The sequence below is a fragment of the Salmonella sp. 741265073_HBA genome (assembly GCF_046569105.1).
Lineage (GTDB): Bacteria > Pseudomonadota > Gammaproteobacteria > Enterobacterales > Enterobacteriaceae > Salmonella > Salmonella enterica.
This window is the reverse complement of the sequence record NZ_JBKFRY010000001.1, coordinates 45,147-64,875: the sequence shown is the minus strand read 5'-3', so window position 1 is coordinate 64,875 and position 19,729 is coordinate 45,147. Positions and strand designations below refer to the sequence as shown.

17 protein-coding genes and 2 pseudogenes are annotated in these 19,729 nt (G+C 53.9%); 11 read left to right on the top strand and 8 right to left on the bottom strand.

Annotated elements, in window-relative coordinates:
• Nucleotides 1–54 precede the first annotated feature (54 nt).
• Entirely contained in the window at nt 55–2,277 is a 2,223-nt protein-coding gene (gene ybiO / locus ACLD3P_RS00320) for a mechanosensitive channel protein (protein ID WP_001267702.1), read from the top strand.
• Here the strand turns inward: ybiO and rlmF are convergent.
• Nucleotides 2,274–3,200: a 23S rRNA (adenine(1618)-N(6))-methyltransferase RlmF gene (gene rlmF, locus ACLD3P_RS00315; RefSeq protein WP_131046191.1), complete on the bottom strand. Its 927-nt coding sequence runs from the start codon at nt 3,198–3,200 to the stop codon at nt 2,274–2,276. The two genes, ybiO and rlmF, sit on opposite strands and share 4 nt — an antisense overlap.
• 204 nt (nt 3,201–3,404) lie before the next feature.
• Here rlmF and ACLD3P_RS00310 point away from each other — a divergent pair, with 204 nt between their 5' ends.
• Together ACLD3P_RS00310 and ybiJ are read left to right on the top strand one after the other, a co-directional pair.
• A complete protein-coding gene (locus ACLD3P_RS00310; RefSeq protein ID WP_000146332.1) occupies nt 3,405–3,671 on the top strand; it encodes a DksA/TraR family C4-type zinc finger protein in 267 nt (88 codons plus the stop codon).
• 284 nt (nt 3,672–3,955) lie between these two features.
• Nucleotides 3,956–4,216, top strand: coding sequence for a DUF1471 family protein YbiJ (gene ybiJ, locus ACLD3P_RS00305; RefSeq protein ID WP_000849089.1), 261 nt, complete (start codon nt 3,956–3,958; stop codon nt 4,214–4,216).
• 155 nt (nt 4,217–4,371) lie between these two features.
• Here the strand turns inward: ybiJ and ybiB are convergent, their stop codons facing one another.
• The 3 genes from ybiB to rhlE all read right to left on the bottom strand — a co-directional run bounded on the left by ybiB (nt 4,372) and on the right by rhlE (nt 9,092).
• Nucleotides 4,372–5,346, bottom strand: a complete 975-nt coding sequence (ybiB, locus tag ACLD3P_RS00300; RefSeq protein WP_053445658.1) for a DNA-binding protein YbiB — start codon at nt 5,344–5,346, stop codon at nt 4,372–4,374.
• A gap of 29 nt (nt 5,347–5,375) precedes the next feature.
• Nucleotides 5,376–7,520, bottom strand: a complete 2,145-nt coding sequence (gene dinG, locus ACLD3P_RS00295; protein ID WP_001218630.1) for an ATP-dependent DNA helicase DinG — start codon at nt 7,518–7,520, stop codon at nt 5,376–5,378.
• A gap of 207 nt (nt 7,521–7,727) precedes the next feature.
• On the bottom strand, nt 7,728–9,092 hold the full coding sequence (gene rhlE, locus ACLD3P_RS00290) for an ATP-dependent RNA helicase RhlE (protein ID WP_000007059.1): 1,365 nt from the start codon (nt 9,090–9,092) through the stop codon (nt 7,728–7,730).
• Between the two features lie 229 nt (nt 9,093–9,321).
• Between rhlE and cecR the strand changes: the two genes are divergently transcribed.
• The 5 genes from cecR (at nt 9,322) to ACLD3P_RS00265 (ending at nt 15,065) form a co-directional block, all read left to right on the top strand.
• Nucleotides 9,322–9,996 (top strand): transcriptional regulator CecR, encoded by a 675-nt coding sequence (gene cecR, locus ACLD3P_RS00285; RefSeq protein ID WP_024797845.1) that lies wholly within the window; start codon nt 9,322–9,324, stop codon nt 9,994–9,996.
• Entirely contained in the window at nt 9,996–10,991 is a 996-nt protein-coding gene (gene hlyD / locus ACLD3P_RS00280; protein ID WP_000743431.1) for a secretion protein HlyD, read from the top strand. Before cecR ends, hlyD begins: the two co-directional genes overlap by 1 nt.
• Nucleotides 10,984–12,720, top strand: a complete 1,737-nt coding sequence (locus tag ACLD3P_RS00275; protein ID WP_131046192.1) for an ATP-binding cassette domain-containing protein — start codon at nt 10,984–10,986, stop codon at nt 12,718–12,720. Before hlyD ends, ACLD3P_RS00275 begins: the two co-directional genes overlap by 8 nt.
• Nucleotides 12,713–13,843, top strand: a complete 1,131-nt coding sequence (locus ACLD3P_RS00270) for an ABC transporter permease (protein ID WP_000045765.1) — start codon at nt 12,713–12,715, stop codon at nt 13,841–13,843. The genes ACLD3P_RS00275 and ACLD3P_RS00270 overlap by 8 nt, the downstream gene beginning before the upstream one ends.
• A gap of 115 nt (nt 13,844–13,958) precedes the next feature.
• Entirely contained in the window at nt 13,959–15,065 is a 1,107-nt protein-coding gene (locus ACLD3P_RS00265; protein WP_000469050.1) for an ABC transporter permease, read from the top strand.
• On the opposite strand, the gene ACLD3P_RS00260 is transcribed toward ACLD3P_RS00265, so the two are convergent.
• The gene (locus ACLD3P_RS00260) at nt 15,027–15,437 is read right to left on the bottom strand and encodes a YbhQ family protein (protein WP_000871970.1); all 411 of its coding nucleotides are present in this window, start codon (nt 15,435–15,437) and stop codon (nt 15,027–15,029) included. The genes ACLD3P_RS00265 and ACLD3P_RS00260 overlap by 39 nt on opposite strands.
• A gap of 132 nt (nt 15,438–15,569) precedes the next feature.
• Here ACLD3P_RS00260 and ACLD3P_RS00255 point away from each other — a divergent pair, with 132 nt between their 5' ends.
• Genes ACLD3P_RS00255 through ACLD3P_RS00245 form a run of 3 tightly spaced genes read left to right on the top strand, consistent with a single transcriptional unit; the run spans nt 15,570 to nt 18,528 of the window.
• On the top strand, nt 15,570–16,328 hold the full coding sequence (locus ACLD3P_RS00255) for an endonuclease/exonuclease/phosphatase family protein (protein WP_000192039.1): 759 nt from the start codon (nt 15,570–15,572) through the stop codon (nt 16,326–16,328).
• Nucleotides 16,325–17,566, top strand: a complete 1,242-nt coding sequence (gene clsB, locus ACLD3P_RS00250; RefSeq protein ID WP_000649639.1) for a cardiolipin synthase ClsB — start codon at nt 16,325–16,327, stop codon at nt 17,564–17,566. Before ACLD3P_RS00255 ends, clsB begins: the two co-directional genes overlap by 4 nt.
• Entirely contained in the window at nt 17,566–18,528 is a 963-nt protein-coding gene (locus ACLD3P_RS00245) for a YbhN family protein (protein ID WP_001129815.1), read from the top strand. The genes clsB and ACLD3P_RS00245 overlap by 1 nt, the downstream gene beginning before the upstream one ends.
• A gap of 2 nt (nt 18,529–18,530) precedes the next feature.
• Here ACLD3P_RS00245 and ACLD3P_RS00240 read toward each other — a convergent pair.
• From ACLD3P_RS00240 to ACLD3P_RS00230, 3 genes and pseudogenes are all read right to left on the bottom strand, one after another.
• Nucleotides 18,531–18,779 (bottom strand): annotated as a pseudogene (locus tag ACLD3P_RS00240) (hypothetical protein); the annotation flags it as partial.
• Nucleotides 18,736–18,939 (bottom strand): annotated as a pseudogene (locus ACLD3P_RS00235) (hypothetical protein); the annotation flags it as partial. The pseudogenes ACLD3P_RS00240 and ACLD3P_RS00235, both read right to left, overlap by 44 nt.
• A 22-nt stretch (nt 18,940–18,961) precedes the next feature.
• On the bottom strand, nt 18,962–19,669 hold the full coding sequence (locus ACLD3P_RS00230; RefSeq protein WP_076935439.1) for a Bax inhibitor-1 family protein: 708 nt from the start codon (nt 19,667–19,669) through the stop codon (nt 18,962–18,964).
• Nucleotides 19,670–19,729: the final 60 nt, after the last annotated feature.

Genomic DNA, 19,729 nt, shown 5'->3' with positions numbered 1-19,729 from the left:
TCCCTGCGCCATCTATACTTAGTGTTTTGCGTCTCTTTTCTCACTGGAGGAGTCATGCGGTGGACCCTGTTCATCCTTTTTTGTCTACTGGGCGCGCCTGCCCATGCGGTCGCCATACCCGGCGTGACCACGGGGACATCAACCAGCCAGCAAGCAGCGCCAGAGCCCAGTCCTGAACAAAAAAAAGCGGCCTATGCGGCCCTGGCTGACGTACTGGAGAACGAGGCTTCACGTAACGAATTAATAGCGCAACTCCGCGAAGCCTCAACCACGCCGCCGACCGAGCCAGCGCCAGCGCTTGCGCCGCCTGCGGCCAAAGATGAGAAAACGGTACTGGAGAACGTCACCACCGTTACCCGTCAGTACGGCGATGCTTTCGCTACCCGTTTCGCCCAGCTTTATCGCAACATCACCGATGCGCCGCACAAGCCGTTTAACTCGCAAACCTTCACCAACGCGTTAACCCACTTTTTATTTCTGGCCGTCGCGGTATTTGGTTTTTATAGCGTGATACGGCTTTGCGCCCTGCCGTTATATCGAAAAATGGGCCTGTGGGCACGCAAGAAAAACCGTGAACGCAGCAACTGGTTACAGCTCCCGGCGATGATCGTCGGCGCGTTTATTATCGACCTCCTGCTACTGGCGCTCACCTTATTTATCGGTCAGATGCTCAGTGATAATTTCCATGCGGGAAGTCGAACTATCGCTTTTCAGCAAAGCCTGTTCCTGAATGCCTTCGCGCTAATAGAGTTCTTTAAAGCGATTCTGCGGCTTATTTTTTGCCCTAATGTACCGGAATTACGCCCATTCGCGATTCAGGATGCGACAGCGCGTTACTGGAATCGCCGTATGAGTTCGCTTAGCAGTTTGATTGGCTACGGGCTGATTGTTGCCGTTCCGATTATTTCCAATCAGGTGAATGTTCAGGTTGGCGCGATGGCTAATGTGGCGATCATGCTCTGCATCACCATCTGGGCGCTGTACCTGATCTTTAAAAACAAAGCGGAGATTACGCAACATTTATTAAGCCTGGCGGAACGATCATTAGCCTTTTTTAGCCTGTTTATCCGCGCCTTTGCGCTGGTGTGGCACTGGCTGGCCAGCGCTTACTTTATCGTGCTGTTTTTCTTCTCGTTATTCGACCCAGGCAATAGCCTGAAGTTTATGATGGGCGCGACCGTGCGCAGTCTGGCGATTATTGGCATCGCCGCGTTTATCTCCGGTATGTTTACCCGCTGGATAGCGAAAACCATCACCCTGTCGCCCCATACGCAGCGCAATTACCCGGAATTACAAAAGCGGCTTAACGGCTGGCTCTCCTCGGCGCTAAAAGTCGCACGCTTTTTGACCGTCTGCGTCGCCGTTATGCTGTTGCTCAACGCCTGGGGATTATTCGATTTCTGGCACTGGCTACATTATGGCGCGGGGGAAAAGATGGTCGATATCCTCATCCGTATCGCGTTAATCTTATTCTTCTCCGCCGTGGGATGGACGATTCTCGCCAGTCTGATTGAGAATCGCCTGGCCTCCGATATTCATGGCCGCCCGCTACCCAGCGCCCGCACGCGCACGCTGCTGACGCTGTTCCGCAATGCGCTGGCAGTGATTATCAGTACCATAACCATCATGATCGTGTTATCGGAAATCGGCGTCAATATCGCGCCATTGCTGGCTGGCGCGGGGGCGTTAGGTCTGGCTATCTCTTTCGGTTCGCAAACCCTGGTGAAAGATATTATTACCGGCGTCTTTATTCAGTTTGAAAACGGGATGAATACCGGCGACTTAGTCACCATAGGCCCGCTGACGGGGACGGTCGAAAGAATGTCGATTCGTTCCGTCGGCGTGCGGCAGGATACCGGGGCATACCATATTATCCCGTGGTCCTCGATCACCACTTTCGCCAACTTTGTGCGCGGTATCGGCTCAGTTGTCGCCAACTATGACGTGGATCGCCATGAGGATGCGGATAAAGCGAATCAGGCGCTGAAAGACGCGGTAACGGCGCTGATGGAGACGGAGGATATTCGCGGGCTGATTATCGGCGAACCCACATTCGCCGGTATTGTCGGTTTAACGAACACGGCGTTTACTTTACGCGTATCGTTCACCACCCTACCGCTCAAGCAGTGGACGGTGCGTTTTGCCCTTGATAGCCAGGTGAAAAAGCATTTTGATCTGGCCAATGTGCGCGCGCCGGTGCAAACGTATCAGGTTCTGCCCGCCCCCGCCGGCGGCCCGTCGCCTGATTCACTGCCGCCGCGCGAACCGACGATTTAGCGTTTACGGGTGATAAAACGGCGACGCTGGTCGTCATCCATAAAGGTCCAGGCAATAAAGCGGCTTTGCTTTTGCCCCTGGGCCATCTCTTTTTTCACCACTTTCACCGCGCCAGCCTCCGTCAACGCCCGGTAAAGCGGCGGTAAATTCTCGCCGCGCGACACCAACGTCGTAAACCACAACACCTGACGGCGGAAGGTTTGGCTTTCAGCAATCATTTTTTTAATAAAGGCGACTTCGCCGCCTTCGCACCATAGCTCCTGCTGTTGACCGCCAAAGTTCAGCGCATCATCTTTATTCTGCCCCAAATTGCGGCGCTTACGCTCGCTGCCCGCGCGGGCTGCGGCGGCGGAGTCGTGAAAAGGCGGGTTACAAAGCGTTGCGTCATAAAATTCATTTTTATGAATAATACCGGTAAAAATGGCCGCCGAATCTTTTTGCCGACGCAGACGAATGGCGCGGCTTAACCCCGTATTAGCCTGAATGATAGCCTGCGCGCTGGACATCGCTGCGTCGCTGACTTCACTACCGGTAAATCGCCAGCCATATTCATGGACGCCGATAAGCGGATAAATACAATTGGCGCCCACGCCCACGTCCAGAATAGTTGCCTGCGCCGGAATACTCCCTGTTGTTTCGCCAAGCAGATCCGCCAGATGATGGATATAATCCGCACGACCAGGCACCGGCGGACATAAAAACCCTGGCGGAATGTCCCAGTGTGTGACGGCATAAAAATGCGCCAGCAACGCCTTATTGAGCGCTTTTACCGCTTGCGGATTAGCAAAATCAACGCTCTGTTCACCTGCGGGCGTGCGGATAAGAAAGGACGTCAATTCCGGCGTGGTCTGACACAGTGCGGCGAGATCATAACGGTGTTGGTGGCGGTTGCGCGGGTGTAACCCCGGTTTCTGGGCGGACATGGCATTCTCCTTTTAGCAGCGGCGTAAGATACCCGTATAACGCCACGGGGTAAATATACCACCGCGAATTCCCTGCCTCGCTCGTTTGATCGGATATCTGAATGACATTGGTTCTGCTCATGGTCTGAAAAGATCGCGCGATGCGATTTTTTCACCTGACGGCGCTACACTTAACCTCAGGTACCCTAAAATCAGGAGAGCGTGATGGCATCCGGCTGGGCAAATGACGACGCAGTGAATGAACAAATCAACAATACCATTGAAGATGCCGTTGCCCGCGCTCGCGGCGAACTTCCTCACGGCGAAAGTCGCGATGAATGCGAATCTTGCGGCGACCCTATCCCTGAAGCGCGGCGTAAAGCCGTACCGGGCGTTCGGTTATGCATATCCTGCCAACAGGAGAAAGATTTACATAACGCAACATTTTCAGGATATAATCGCAGAGGTTCAAAAGACAGCCAGTTACGCTGACTTTTCTTTACCGAAACCGCCAGTATCATCCATTCCTTTACGCTCATGCTTTTTAGCGTTCTGCGTCGCAGAATGTGCCGTTAACCTCGACTCTGTAAAGCCAGATGACAAGAACGGTAAATTCCACCGTTGAATTAATTAATAATCAATAGGTTATTTGTCATTCAAAATTTTTGAGCAAGGCCGTCAATTCTATTCGATTTTATCTTTCGCAAAAAACCGTGATACTCATCACATCGACGGAACATCGTCCCATAAACAGAATAACCTGCGAGAGATTAATCATGAAAACCATTAAATATGCTGTTGCAGCCATCGCGCTTTCCACCCTTTCTTTTGGCGCTTTTGCCGCAGAACCGGTTAGCGCGTCTCAGACGCAAAACTTGCATAAAATCGGCGTAGTGTCTGCCGATGGCGCCACCACGCTGGATGGCCTGGAAGCTAAACTGGCTGAAAAAGCCGCCGCTGCTGGCGCAAGCGCTTATAACATCACCTCCGCCGTAGGTAATGACAAAATGAGCGGCACTGCGGTGATTTATAAATAATTTACCTGCCCGCCAGATTTCAGGCTGTAACATCGCTGTTGTTTGAATTCTGACGGGTATTACCCTCGTCTGTTTGCCAACAGACCCACTGCTCCAACCCTCATTAACCCTGTTTGTTACCCTTATTTGCCCGTTCGTCACTGGACGGGCTTTTTTTATTCGCTAAAAGCCTGTTCGACTCGCGCAAGCCCGTCTTCTAACGTCGCTGCCTCTCCCGTCGCAACCAGACAACAGGCCATTTGCGTTTTTAATGATTGCGGCACCGGCTCGCGGCCGGCAAGGCAGCGCTCAATCCAGCGCGCGGTGATTTCAGGATCTTTAGTCGCAGGCAGTGAAAGCGGCTCGTCGTGCGTGTCGCTCTGACGCTCATGCAGTACCTGCACGCCACGGCTATCAATCAGGCTGATTTGCGGACAGCGTTGCGGGTTGGCATAGACTTCGCCTTCGGTACCATGCATCAGCAAAGCCCGCCCGCCAATGCGGCTAAAAAAGGTCGCCACACGCGGGACATATTCAGGATGAGAAACGCTTGATAAACGCAGCGCGGCATCCTCAGCAAATGGCGTTGCCAGCTTGGCCAGTGAATGCGCGCTGTTGCGCACGCCCATCCGCCAGCGCATCGCCAGCTGTTTTTCCAGCGGCGGGCAGAGCGCGCTCACCGGGATAAACACCGGCTGGTGCCCGTCCAGTTTGGCCTGCGCTTGTCCGCCGTGTAGGGTGGGGACAATCCCCATCAGCTCAAATATTGTTTCCGTCAGTACGCGGGTCGGATCTTCACTGACGCCGTGTACTACAACTGGAAAGCCCAATTTATGCAGCAGGATAGCCAGCAGCGGCGTTAAATTCGCCTGTTTACGCGCGCCGTTATAGCTGGGAATAACGACCGGCAACGGCCTATCTGCGGGCGGTGTCAGTTTGATGGTATGATTCTGCATGGCTTCATAAAAGCCCAGCATTTCGGCTTCGCCTTCGCCTTTAATACGCAGCGCCATCAATATACTGCCCATTTCCAGGTCGGGGATGTCGCCATTCAGCATTCGGGTATACAAACCGCGCGCGGTATCCAGATCCAGATCGCGGGCGTGATTTTTACCTCGCCCGATCTCTTTGATGATCTTGCGATAATCCATTGAAAGCTCCTTGAAGTGTGCTCACAGCATTAACGCCGTCGGCGGCGTGCAGGTTTTGCTTTTGGTTTTACTATAACGTCTGGCACGGCAGGCTGCTCTATCGGAAAAACAGGTAAGGCATTCAGTAAACGCTGTCCGTAGTTTTTGGTCAACAACCGCTTATCATAAATGACCACTTCTCCCCGACAGGCATGGCTACGGATCAATCGCCCTACCTGCTGAATTAAATTAAAAGACGCGCTTGGTAAGCTTTGTACCTCAAACGGATAACGATTCAGGCTTTTTAGCCATTCGCCTTCGGTGATCACAACCGGGCTGTCGATCGGCGGGAAGGCAATTTTATGGATATGGACCTGCGTCAGCAGCTCGCCTTTAAGATCCAGCCCTTCGGCAAAAGACTGAAGCCCAACCAGCACGCTGCGTTCGCCGCTCTCCACCCGTTTACGGTGCAGCTCCACCAGCCGGTAACGCGGCTGGTCGCCCTGGACCAGGAGGAGTAAGCGCACATCAGCGACATGCTCCAGAAAACGCTGCATCGCCCGCCCGCTGGCGAACAGTACCAGCATACCATGATGTTTTTTGCTCTCCAGTTGCTCACGAAAATAGGCCGCCATTTCGGCAATATGCTGCTCTTCGTTATCAATGGTGGGTTCGTAGCGCATTTGAGGAATCACCAGTTTCCCCTGTTCCACATGATTAAACGGCGAATCCAGCGCCACAAAGCGGTCGCCGGCTTTTTCTTTTAAGCCGCTCATTTCCTGCAGACGCGAAAAGCTATTGAGCGAGCGCAGTGTCGCCGAGGTGACAATAATGTGCGGTACGCTGCGCCATAACAATCTTTCCAGCTGATCGCTGACGCGGATACCGACACAATGGAACCAGACGTGGAGTTGCCCTTCGCGTATTTCACGCGTCGCCCATTTGGACACCGGCGCGCCTGAAGACTGCGCCATCGAAGCCAGCCGCCATAATTTACTTTGCGCCTCGAACATTCCCAGCGCCCGGTTCATCTGTAAAATCACCCGATGCAAACGCACAATATCGTGCGACCCGGTTTTTTCGCTGAGATCGTTGAGAAAGGATTCCGCCAGCCCACGCAACGTCTCGGTCAGCTTCGCCAGTCGCTGGCAGATTTCCATGACCTCATCAGGCAACTCGCCCATTGCAAAACGGTGCTCCGCCTCCTGCGCTGCGGGCATATACAGATTAAGAATGGCATTGAGCGAGGCGATCAGTTCGTATACCTCCTCACAATGGGCATTAAGTCGCTCAGGATTCGCTAACGGCGGCGTGGTTTTAGGGCGAAATTGCTCCATGCAGGTCGCCACCAGTTTGCTGAACAGATCCAGTTGCAAGCGATACCAGGAGGCGGTAATTTCCGCGCTCATCTCCAGCGCATCGCGAGCGACATCGGGCAGATGATGACCTTCATCCAGTACCAACAGCAGATGCTTTGGCTCCGGCAGTACGGCTTCACTTTCCATCGCCGCCATTACCAGCGCGTGATTCGCCACCACGACTTCTGCTTCCTGTATTTCACGTCGGGCGACAAAGAATGGACATTCGCGGTAATAGTGACAGTTGCGGTTCAGACAACTGGCTTTATCGGTACTTAATCGCCGCCACAGATCGTCGTCAATAGCAATGTCGGTATGATCCCGCAGACCATCCCATTTGTAACCGTCAAGATCCCCTTTCAGCCTGGCGCAGCGCTTTTGCTCTTCCTGGTTGTTAGGCGTCAGTTCGTCATCAAGAAAGGCGAGCAGATCCTGCTGCGTAGGCTCGCTACTGGCTAGCGCCGCCAGGTTTCGCGGACACACGTAACGCCCGCGGCCAAAGGCGGCGGTAAAGCGCAGATCGGGGATGATTTTTCGTAGCAGCGGCAAATCTTTGCTAAAGATCTGATCCTGTAACGCCACGTTAGCGGTACTGACCACCAGTGTTTTTTGCTCTTCCCGGGCAATGGCGATACCGGGAATAAGATAGGAGAGGGTTTTCCCGACGCCGGTCGGCGCTTCAATAGCCAGATGTCTCCCTTCTTCCCCGGCCAGCGTTCTGGCGACGTCAGCAATCATCTGCCGCTGCGGCGCACGGGGAATAAAGTCGGGAATCTGGTCCTGAAGCGCCTTATACCAGGCGGCGATTTGCGCTTTCAGCGCAGCGGTCAATGCCATGAGAAAACCTGAAGTACTGTATAAACAGCCACTATTGTGTCACATTTCAGGGGCGGGAAGTACCTTTTTTACCGGTTCTGGAAGGCGGCTCGCAACGCGATGTGTATTTTGCCGGATGGCGGTGCAAGCACCTTATCCGGCCTACGTATTTGCATAGTCCGTAGGCCCGGTAAGCGTCGCGCTACCGGGCATGTTGCCGGATAAAATTTACTGAGCAGGCGTGATTCTGCGCGGGCGACGCGGCGGACGTGCTTTGTCGCCAGCGGGTTTCCCCTCGCCTGTGCGCGGTTTTGGTTTCGCCTTCGCCGCCCCGCTATCCTGACGTCGCGGCTGCTGACTGCGCCCCGCTCCCCCCTGATTTTGTCCGCGTCCACGACCGCCGCCGCCGCCGCGCTGCTGACGGCCATTCTGAATCGGCTCCGCTTTAATCGACGGGTCCGGCTCATAGCCCGGCGTCGTAATGCGTGGGATCTCTTTTTTCAGCAATTTTTCGATATCACGCAACAGTTTATGCTCGTCAACACAGACCAGCGACAGCGCCTCGCCAGTTGCCGCCGCGCGACCGGTACGGCCAATACGGTGTACATAATCTTCCGGCACGTTCGGCAGCTCATAGTTGACCACGTGCGGCAGCTCTTCAATATCCAGACCACGCGCCGCAATATCCGTCGCCACCAGCACGCGAATATCGCCGGATTTAAAATCGGCCAGCGCGCGGGTACGTGCGCCCTGCGATTTATTACCGTGGATCGCCGCGCTGCGAATACCGTCTTTATTAAGCTGTTCCGCCAGATGGTTCGCGCCATGCTTGGTGCGGGTGAAGACCAACACCTGCTGCCAGTTGCCCTGGCCAATCATTTGTGACAGCAGTTCGCGCTTACGTTTTTTATCGACAAAGTGCACGTGCTGCGTCACCTGCTCTGAGGCCGTGTTGCGGCGCGCCACTTCGATTTCCAGCGGGTTGCGCAACAGCTTTTCGGCGAGCGCTTTGATGTCGTCGGAGAACGTGGCGGAGAACAGCAGATTCTGACGCTTCGCCGGCAGTTTCGCCAGCACGCGACGAATGTCATGAATGAAGCCCATATCCAGCATACGGTCGGCTTCATCCAGTACCAGAATCTCAATCTGATCCAGCTTCACGGCATTTTGATGTTCCAGGTCGAGCAGACGTCCCGGCGTCGCCACCAGCACATCCACGCCGCCGCGCAGTTTCATCATCTGCGGATTGATGCTTACGCCGCCAAATACCACCAGCGAGCGAATATTGAGATATTTACTGTAATCTCTGACGTTTTCGCCAATTTGCGCCGCCAGCTCGCGGGTTGGCGTGAGGATCAACGCACGCACCGGGCGACGACCTTTAGCGTGCGGCTGATGGGTAATCAGATGCTGCAACAATGGCAGGGTAAAACCCGCCGTTTTACCGGTTCCGGTCTGGGCGCTGGCCATCAGATCGCGGCCTTCCAGCACGGCGGGAATCGCCTGTTGCTGAATAGGGGTAGGTTCACGGTAACCCTGCTCGGCAATGGCGCGCAGGATATCAGGGTTTAATCCCAGGGAATCAAAAGACATAACTACTCCGGACCGCCCCGACCGTTGCCGGTGTAGTTTTCAGGGAGATGCTCAAATTTGGAATGACAAAAACCACAATGTCATGAAGGGGCGGAGTGTAGCAGTTTTTGTGATGCGGCGCATAAATTATCCCGGAAGGTGGCAAAGACAAATTAATCGACCACACTGGACAAGTGCCATTATGAGTCATAGTCTTAATCAATCGATTGATTAAGAATTAGGGCGTGTGATGAATATTACCACCACGACCACCAAGGGCGAGCAGGCGAAAAGTCAGCTCATTGCCGCCGCACTGGCGCAGTTTGGCGAGTATGGCCTCCATGCCACCACGCGCGATATCGCCGCGCTGGCGGGGCAAAATATTGCCGCCATTACTTACTATTTCGGCTCAAAAGAGGATTTATACCTCGCCTGCGCCCAGTGGATTGCCGATTTTCTTGGCGAAAAATTTCGCCCCCATGCTGAAAAGGCGGAACGTCTGTTTCGCCAGCCTGTCCCTGACCGGGACGCCATACGCGAGCTCATTCTGCTCGCCTGCAAGAACATGATTATGCTGCTGACGCAGGAAGACACCGTTAACCTGAGCAAATTTATTTCACGCGAGCAGCTCTCTCCCACGTCGGCCTACCAATTGGTTCATGAACAAGTTATCGATCCGTTGCACACCCATCTGACAAGATTGGTTGCCGCTTATACCGGCTGCGACGCCAATGATACGCGCATGATTTTGCATACCCATGCCTTACTGGGCGAAGTGCTGGCGTTTCGTCTCGGCAAAGAAACTATTCTGTTACGTACCGGCTGGCCGCAGTTTGATGAAGAAAAAGCGGAGCTGATTTACCAGACGGTAACCTGCCACATCGATCTTATTCTGCACGGTTTAACGCAAAGGAGTCTGGACTGATGAAAAAACCTGTCGTTATCGGACTGGCAATCGCAGCGATCGTCGCTGTGATTGCCGGTGGAACCTGGTGGTATCAAAGTCGGCAGGACGATGGGCTGACGCTATACGGTAATGTCGATATCCGTACCGTCAATATCAGCTTTCGCGTCGGCGGCAGGCTGGCGTCGCTGAATGTTGATGAAGGCGATGCCATCAAAGCCGGACAGGTGCTCGGCGAACTGGATCACGCGCCATACGAAAACGCGCTAATGCAGGCGAAAGCTGGAGTGTCGGTCGCGCAGGCGCAATATGATTTGATGCTGGCAGGCTATCGCGATGAAGAGATAGCCCAGGCCGCCGCCGCCGTCAGACAGGCGCAAGCCGCCTATGACTACGCGCAAAACTTTTATAACCGTCAGCAAGGATTGTGGAAAAGCCGCACCATTTCCGCTAACGATCTGGAAAACGCCCGCTCATCGCGCGATCAGGCGCAGGCGACGCTGAAGTCCGCGCAGGATAAACTGAGCCAGTACCGTACCGGTAATCGTGAACAGGATATCGCCCAGGCGAAAGCCAGCCTGGAACAGGCAAAGGCCCAACTGGCGCAGGCGCAGCTTGATTTGCAGGACACCACGCTTATCGCGCCTGCCAACGGAACCTTGCTCACCCGCGCGGTCGAGCCTGGCAGTATGCTGAACGCTGGCAGCACGGTATTAACGCTCTCGCTGACCCGCCCCGTCTGGGTGCGCGCCTATGTCGATGAACGCAACCTCAGTCAGACGCAACCGGGGCGCGACATTCTGTTGTATACCGACGGTCGTCCTGACAAACCTTACCACGGCAAGATTGGTTTCGTTTCGCCCACCGCGGAATTTACGCCGAAAACCGTCGAAACGCCGGATCTGCGTACCGATCTCGTCTATCGCCTGCGCATTATCGTCACCGATGCGGACGATGCGTTACGCCAGGGGATGCCAGTCACGGTGAAATTTAATGACGAGGCACGGCATGAGTGAGGCCGTTATTACGCTGCACGGTCTGACGAAGCGCTTTGCGGGAATGGATAAACCCGCCGTCGCGCCGCTCGACTGTACCATTCATTCCGGTTATGTCACCGGGCTGGTAGGGCCGGACGGCGCAGGAAAAACCACGCTAATGCGTATGCTGGCGGGCCTGCTCAAAGCCGATGGCGGCAGCGCGTCCGTATTGGGCTTCGACCCGATACAAAACGACAGCGAGCTGCACGCGGTTCTGGGCTATATGCCGCAGAAATTCGGTCTGTATGAAGATCTTACCGTCATGGAGAACCTTAATCTCTATGCCGATTTACGCAGCGTTACCGGCGAGATACGGGAAAAGACCTTTGCCCGTTTGTTGGAATTTACCGCCCTCGGCCCTTTCACTGGCCGTCTGGCGGGGAAATTGTCCGGCGGGATGAAGCAAAAACTGGGGCTAGCCTGTACGCTGGTCGGCGAACCGAAAGTGCTGCTGTTGGATGAACCGGGCGTTGGCGTTGACCCGATTTCACGGCGCGAGTTGTGGCAAATGGTTCACGAACTGGCGGGCGACGGGATGCTGATTTTATGGAGTACCTCCTATCTGGATGAAGCCGAACAGTGTCGCGATGTACTGCTGATGAATGAAGGCGAGCTGCTCTATCAGGGCGAACCTAAAGCGCTGACGCAAACGATGGCCGGTCGTAGCTTTCTGATGAGCAGTCCACAGGAAAACAATCGTAAGTTGCTACAGAGAGCGCTCAGACTGCCGCAGGTGAGCGACGGCATGATTCAGGGACGTTCGGTACGCCTGATCCTGAAAAAAGAGGCGACCGCAGCAGATATTCGTCAGGCCGAAGGAATGCCGGAAATCACCCTCAATGAGACCGCGCCGCGTTTCGAAGATGCGTTTATCGATCTGCTTGGCGGAGCGGGAACCTCGGAGTCTCCGCTGGGTTCAATCCTGCATACGGTTGAAGGCACTGCCGGCGAAACGGTGATTGAAGCGCAGGAACTGACGAAAAAATTTGGTGATTTCGCGGCCACGGACCATGTTAATTTCGTCGTACACCGCGGCGAGATTTTTGGCCTGCTCGGCCCGAACGGCGCGGGTAAATCAACCACCTTTAAAATGATGTGCGGCCTGCTGGTGCCGACATCCGGCAAGGCGCTGGTGCTGGATATGGACCTGAAAGTCAGCTCCGGCAAAGCCCGTCAGCATCTGGGCTATATGGCGCAAAAATTTTCGCTTTACGGCAACCTGACGGTTGAGCAGAACCTGCGTTTTTTCTCCGGCGTCTACGGTTTGCGGGGCCGCGCGCAAAATGAAAAAATTCAGCGTATGAGTGAAGCGTTTGGTCTGAAAAGCATCGCGTCGCATCCCACCGATGCGCTACCGCTGGGCTTTAAACAGCGACTGGCGCTGGCCTGCTCGCTGATGCACGAACCGGATATTTTATTCCTTGATGAGCCAACGTCCGGGGTTGATCCCCTCACCCGCCGTGAATTTTGGCTGCACATTAATAGTATGGTGGAAAAAGGGGTCACGGTAATGGTGACGACCCACTTTATGGATGAGGCGGAATATTGCGATCGCATCGGACTGGTTTATCGCGGGAAGCTTATCGCCAGCGGTACGCCGGACGATCTCAAAGCGCAGGCCGCCGATGAGCAACAGGCCGATCCAACGATGGAGCAGGCCTTTATCACTCTCATCAATGACTGGGATAAGGAGCATACGCATGAGTAAGTCTCTCTCCTGGCGCCGCGTGCGTGCGTTGTGCGTCAAAGAGACGCGCCAGATCGTGCGCGATCCCAGTAGCTGGCTGATTGCGGTGGTAATCCCGCTGCTGTTGCTGTTTATTTTTGGTTACGGCATTAACCTCGACTCCAGCAAGCTGCGGGTGGGGATTCTGCTTGAACAGCAAAGCCAGGAGGCGCTGGATTTCACTCATGCGATGACCGGTTCACCCTATATCGACGCGACCATTAGCGATAATCGCCATGAATTAATTGAAAAAATGCAGGCCGGACGCATTCGCGGACTGGTGGTGATTCCGGTGGATTTCGCGCAGCAAATGGCGCGCGACGGTGACAGCGCGCCGATTCAGGTGATTACCGACGGCAGCGAGCCAAACACCGCCAACTTCGTTCAGGGTTATGTTGAAGGCATCTGGCAAATCTGGCAACAGCAGCGGGCGGAAGATCGCGGCGACACCTTTGAACCGCTCATCGACGTCCAGACGCGCTACTGGTTTAACCCGGCGGCGATCAGTCAGCATTTTATTATTCCCGGGGCGGTGACCATTATCATGACGGTAATTGGCGCAATCCTCACCTCGCTGGTCGTTGCCCGCGAATGGGAGCGCGGCACGATGGAGGCGCTGCTCTCAACCGAAGTGACGCGTGTTGAACTGCTGCTGTGTAAGCTTATTCCCTATTACTTTCTCGGTATGCTGGCGATGCTGCTCTGTATGCTGGTATCGGTGTTTATTCTCGGCGTGCCGTATCGCGGTTCGCTGGTGATTCTGTTTATCATCACCAGCCTGTTTTTACTGAGTACGCTGGGGATGGGGCTGTTGATTTCCACCATCACTCGCAACCAGTTTAACGCCGCACAGGTGGCGCTGAACGCCGCCTTTTTACCCTCGATTATGCTGTCCGGGTTTATCTTCCAGATAGACAGTATGCCTGCGGTGATCCGCGCGGTGACCTATATTATTCCGGCGCGCTATTTTGTCAGCACCCTGCAAAGTCTGTTTCTGGCCGGCAATATTCCGGTCGTGTTAGGCGTTAACGTACTGTTTTTAATCGCCTCGGCGGTGATGTTTATTGGCCTGACGTGGCTAAAAACCAAACGACGACTGGATTAAATATGTGTATGGATAATTGTCGTCGTAGGCCGGATAAGGCGTTCACGCCGCCATCCGGCATTATGCCTGATGCGCTTTGCTTATCAGGCCTACAAACTGGACTGAGAGGACGGACATGTTTCATCGTTTATGGACGTTAATTCGCAAAGAACTGCAATCGCTTTTACGCGAACCGCAAACGCGCGCGATCCTGATTCTGCCGGTGCTGATTCAGGTCATCCTGTTTCCGTTCGCCGCGACGCTTGAAGTCACTAACGCGACTATCGCCATCTATAACGAAGATAACGGCAAACATTCGGTAGAACTTACCCAGCGCTTTGCCCGCGCGAAAGCGTTTACCCATGTGCTATTGCTGAACAGTCCGCAGGAGATCCAGCCGACTATCGATACGCAAAAAGCGCTGCTGCTGGTGCGCTTCCCGGCGGATTTCTCGCGAAATCTGGATACCTTCCAGCCTGCGCCGATGCAACTCATTCTTGATGGACGTAACTCCAACAGCGCGCAAATCGCCGCCAATTATCTGCAACAGATCGTCAAGGAGTATCAGCAGACATTGATGGACGGCAAGCCAAAGCCCAACAATAGCGAACTGGTGGTACGCAACTGGTATAACCCGAATCTGGACTACAAGTGGTTTGTGGTGCCCTCGCTGATCGCCATGATCACCACTATTGGCGTGATGATCGTCACTTCGCTGTCCGTCGCCCGCGAGCGTGAACAAGGCACTCTGGATCAGCTGCTGGTCTCTCCGCTCACCACCTGGCAGATTTTCGTTGGTAAAGCGGTGCCGGCGCTGATTGTCGCAACCTTCCAGGCCACGATCGTGCTAGCTATCGGCATTTGGGCATACCAAATTCCCTTCGCCGGTTCGTTAGCGCTATTTTATTTCACGATGGTGATTTACGGGCTGTCGCTGGTAGGCTTTGGCTTGCTGATATCATCGCTTTGCGCCACGCAACAGCAGGCGTTTATCGGCGTCTTTGTCTTTATGATGCCGGCGATTTTGCTCTCGGGGTATGTCTCGCCGGTGGAAAATATGCCGGTCTGGCTGCAAAACCTGACGTGGATAAATCCTATCCGCCACTTTACTGATATTACTAAGCAAATTTATCTTAAGGATGCGAGTCTGGGAATTGTCTGGGGAAGTTTGTGGCCGCTACTGGTGATAGCGGCCACCACGGGTTCAGCGGCGTATGCGATGTTTAGACGCAAAGTGATGTAGCTTTTTATCTTTCGCCAGTAGCGAGACCACGGCGGGCCCGGCCAGGATAGCCAGCCCCGCCAGAGCCAGTAAGACATTGTTTTGCAATACGCGGGATAGCAGCCAGAGGACAATCAGCGCGGTGCCGAAGTACCAGGTGGTAGTCAGCTCTTCCAGCACATCCGCCACATCGCGCCAGCGTTGCTCATGATGGCGCTGCAACGCCAGCATCAGCAGTACCGTCACGCCATAAAGCACGCATAATCCCAGGCCGACGCGCACTAATGTGCCGCTCATCCAGCCTATTACCAGCATCGCCACTACCAGTAAATGCAACATAATCTGCCAACAACCGAGGCCGGTTGCGACACGAACGCGTTGTTGCCACTTCATGGCTTTTCTCCTGAAGCATTTTTCTCTCATTATTCAGAGTACCGAACTTTACGGAAAATTCCGTAAGACCGCATCTTTTTGTGACGACGACTACACTATTTCAATCAGGATAGTGACGCGGACAGGAAGAAAATGACTCAACACACGCGAAATTTTTCATTCAAAGTGCTCACAATTAATACGCACAAAGGTTTTACCGCCTTTAATAAACGCTTCATCCTGCCGGAGCTGCGCGACGCCGTCAGAACGGTCGGCGCCGATATCGTCTGTCTGCAAGAAGTGATGGGCGCGCATGAAGTACATCCGCTGCATATCGAAAACTGGCCGGACACTACCCACTATGAATTTTTGGCCGACACCATGTGGAGCGATTTCGCCTATGGCCGCAATGCGGTCTATCCGGAAGGCCACCACGGTAACGCGGTTCTATCTCGCTATCCCATTGAACATTATGAAAATCGCGACGTCTCGGTCGGCGGTAGCGAAAAACGCGGCGTGCTCTATTGCCGCATTACGCCGCCCATGCTCAACCGCCCTATCCACGTCATGTGCGTACATCTCGGCCTGCGGGAGAGCCATCGCCAGGCACAGTTAACCATGCTGGCGGGATGGGTGAATGCCTTGCCGGAATCAGAACCGGTGCTGGTGGCCGGAGACTTTAATGACTGGCGGCAAAAGGCCGGCCCGCCATTAAACGCAGCCGGGCTGGAGGAGATATTCACCCGTGCCCATGGCCGACCAGCGCGCACATTCCCGGTGAGTATGCCGCTGCTGCGACTCGATCGTATTTACGTCAAGAATGCGAACGCCAGTTCTCCTACGGCGCTACCGCTGCGGAACTGGCGACATTTATCAGACCATGCCCCCCTTAGCGCGGAGATCCATCTATGAAATGCGGCTGGCGTGAAGGTAATCAAATTCAGCTACTGGAAAACGGCGACCAGTTCTATCCTGCCGTGTTTGAGGCTATCGCTCAGGCACAGCAAAAAATCATTCTGGAAACCTTTATCTTGTTTGAAGATGAGGTGGGTAAAAAACTCCATGCCGCTCTGCTAAAAGCCGCACAGCGCGGCGTAAAAGCCGAAGTATTACTCGACGGCTACGGCTCTCCCGATCTCAGCGACGCGTTTGTCGGCGAATTAACCTCGGCGGGCGTGATTTTTCGCTATTACGACCCCCGCCCGCGTCTACTGGGGTTGCGAACCAATATCTTCCGCCGAATGCACCGCAAAATTGTGGTAATTGATGATCGTATTGCCTTTGTCGGCGGCATTAACTACTCCGCCGAGCATATGTCGGATTACGGCCCGCAGGCGAAACAAGACTACGCGGTACGGGTCGAAGGGCCTGTTGTGGCCGATATCCTGCAATTCGAAGTCGAGAATCTGCCGGGGCAAAGCCCCGCGCGCCGCTGGTGGAAGCGCCATCACCAGGCTGAAGAAAACCGTCACCCCGGCGAAGCGCAGGCGCTGTTTGTCTGGCGGGATAATGAAGAGCACCGTGACGATATCGAACGTCATTATCTGAAAATGCTGACCCAGGCAAAGCGTGAAGTGATTATCGCTAACGCCTATTTTTTCCCCGGCTATCGCTTGCTCCACGCAATGCGTAAAGCCGCCCGCCGTGGCGTGAGCGTAAAACTGATTGTCCAGGGGGAACCAGACATGCCGATAGTCAAAGTCGGCGCGCGGTTGCTCTATAACTATCTGGTGAAGGGCGGCGTGCAGGTTTATGAATACCGACGCCGTCCGCTGCATGGCAAAGTGGCGCTGATGGACGATCACTGGGCCACGGTAGGGTCGAGTAATCTCGATCCGCTCAGCCTGTCGCTTAACCTTGAAGCTAACCTGATCATTCACGATCGTACTTTTAACCAGACCCTGCGCGATAATTTACAAGGCATCATCGTGAATGATTGTAAGCAGGTCGATGAGTCTATGCTGCCGAAACGCACCTGGTGGAACCTGACCAAAAGCGTGCTGGCGTTCCACTTTTTACGCCATTTCCCGGCGCTGGTCGGCTGGCTACCTGCGCATACCCCGCATCTGGCGCAGGTTCCCCCGCCTGCCCAGCCAGAAATGGAAACCCAGGATCGCGTTGATCCAGAAAATACAGGAGTGAAGCCCTAATGGCTAAATCGCATCCGCGCTGGCGGCTGGCTAAAAAAGTGCTGACCTGGCTGTTTTTTATTGCGGTCGTCGTTCTGCTGGTGGTTTATGCTAAAAAGGTCGACTGGGGCGATGTCTGGACCGTCATCCGCGACTATAACCGCACGGCGCTTTTAAGCGCTGTGGGACTGGTGATCGTTAGCTATCTTCTGTACGGCTGCTACGACCTGCTTGGACGGCTTTATTGCGGCCATAAACTGGCGAAGCGACAGGTGATGTTGGTATCGTTCGTCTGCTATGCCTTTAACCTGACGCTCAGCACCTGGGTCGGCGGGATCGGGATGCGTTACCGACTATACTCTCGCCTCGGGTTGCCCGGCAGTACTATCACGCGCATTTTCTCGCTCAGCATTACCACTAACTGGCTGGGCTATATTCTGCTTGGCGGCATCATTTTTACCTTCGGCATTGTCCAGCTTCCCGACCACTGGTATATCGATGAAGGCACGCTACGTATTCTCGGTATCGTTTTATTGTTGATTATCGCGGTCTATCTGTGGTTTTGCGCCTTTGCGAAGCGGCGGCATATGACGATTAAAGGGCAGAAACTGGTGCTGCCGTCATGGAAATTCGCGCTGGCGCAGATGGCGATCTCCAGCGCGAACTGGATGGCGATGGGCGCCATCATCTGGCTGCTGATGGGTCAGGATGTGAACTATTTCTTTGTGCTGGGCGTACTGCTGGTGAGCAGTATCGCGGGCGTCATCGTGCATATTCCGGCAGGCATCGGCGTGCTGGAGGCCGTATTCATCGCGTTGCTGGCGGGCGAACATACGTCGCAAGGCACGATTATCGCCGCCCTGCTCGCGTACCGCGTGCTTTACTATTTTATTCCCCTGTTGCTGGCGCTGGTGTGCTACCTGATCCTGGAAAGCCGGGCGAAGAAGCTGCGGGCGAAAAACGAGCGGGCGATGGCGAAATAAATTTAAGCAGACGCGTTTTCGCTTTCCAGCACAACGCGTTTTATCCGGTAAAAATAAACATATGCTGAGAAAAAAGACGTATTCATCTGTAAGCGGGAAAAAAGCAGCAATGACCAGCTAAACAGCAGCAGGAGCACTTCGTGAAACTCGCCCATGAATACTGATGACAGGGTACAGAACTCTGCCAACGTAACGGAAATAATGGCCAGCAATAGCGCATAGCGGTAAATAATGGCCCCGATCATATTCCCATGACAATCCGTTAATAAAATGAGAAATCAGCGCTGGCGGGCATTTCTTATTAAAATCCTCGCCGCCATTTTTAATGGCGCGAGTGACGTCTTTAGCTTCACAAAACGCTAACCAAAATTGTTTGCCACATAATTTAATCATTATACCCATCATCACCAACCTGAATAAAAACCTGCAACGCCTACGGCCTGAAAAATAATAGTATTTCCACAATCATCAAAATGATATAACGACACAGCGTAACCACAGCATTAATAATGCCAAGGTAAAGCGTCAGCGCGCCAAGTAAAGCGCAACGAGGCAGCGATGAAAACTCGCCGTGGTATAACATGCGGGCATAACCGTGAAGTGTCGATTTTTCTAGTGCTGTAATCAATGTCCACACCAATACCGTCAGCACACTGACTATCCAGACCAGAGTGCTACTGGCCACCAGGCTATTGACAACTATCGCAGCGATGATCCCGCTTACCGCCATAAAAATTAACGGCCTGAATAGACCAGAACTGATATTCAGGTAGAAAATAAATAAAGCATTAAGACTAAACATGATTCCAACAATCACGAAAATGGTCGCGCCACCTGAGAAAAGGTAAGCTAATGACACGCCGGTAAGCGTAATGATGGCAATATATATCAACGTTACGGCAACAGTGCCAAAGCGGGAAAGACAGGTAACGGCCCCATACCCCAGGCCAAGCAAAAGTGCTGATACCCACAAAACAACAACAGGTTGAACGTGGGTTATCAAAAAATGAGTATACAACGTTAACCATATAATGCCGGCGGTACACCATAGTCCCAACGCAGTATACCAATAGGTAAGGGATAACATTGTCGCGGGAATAAATGCTATTTGCCGTATACGTATTGCAGCCAGAGGGCCCACTTGTCATTTATCACTCTTCACATGATCACGGTGATAAGAATGGCAAGCGCAGGAAAACAT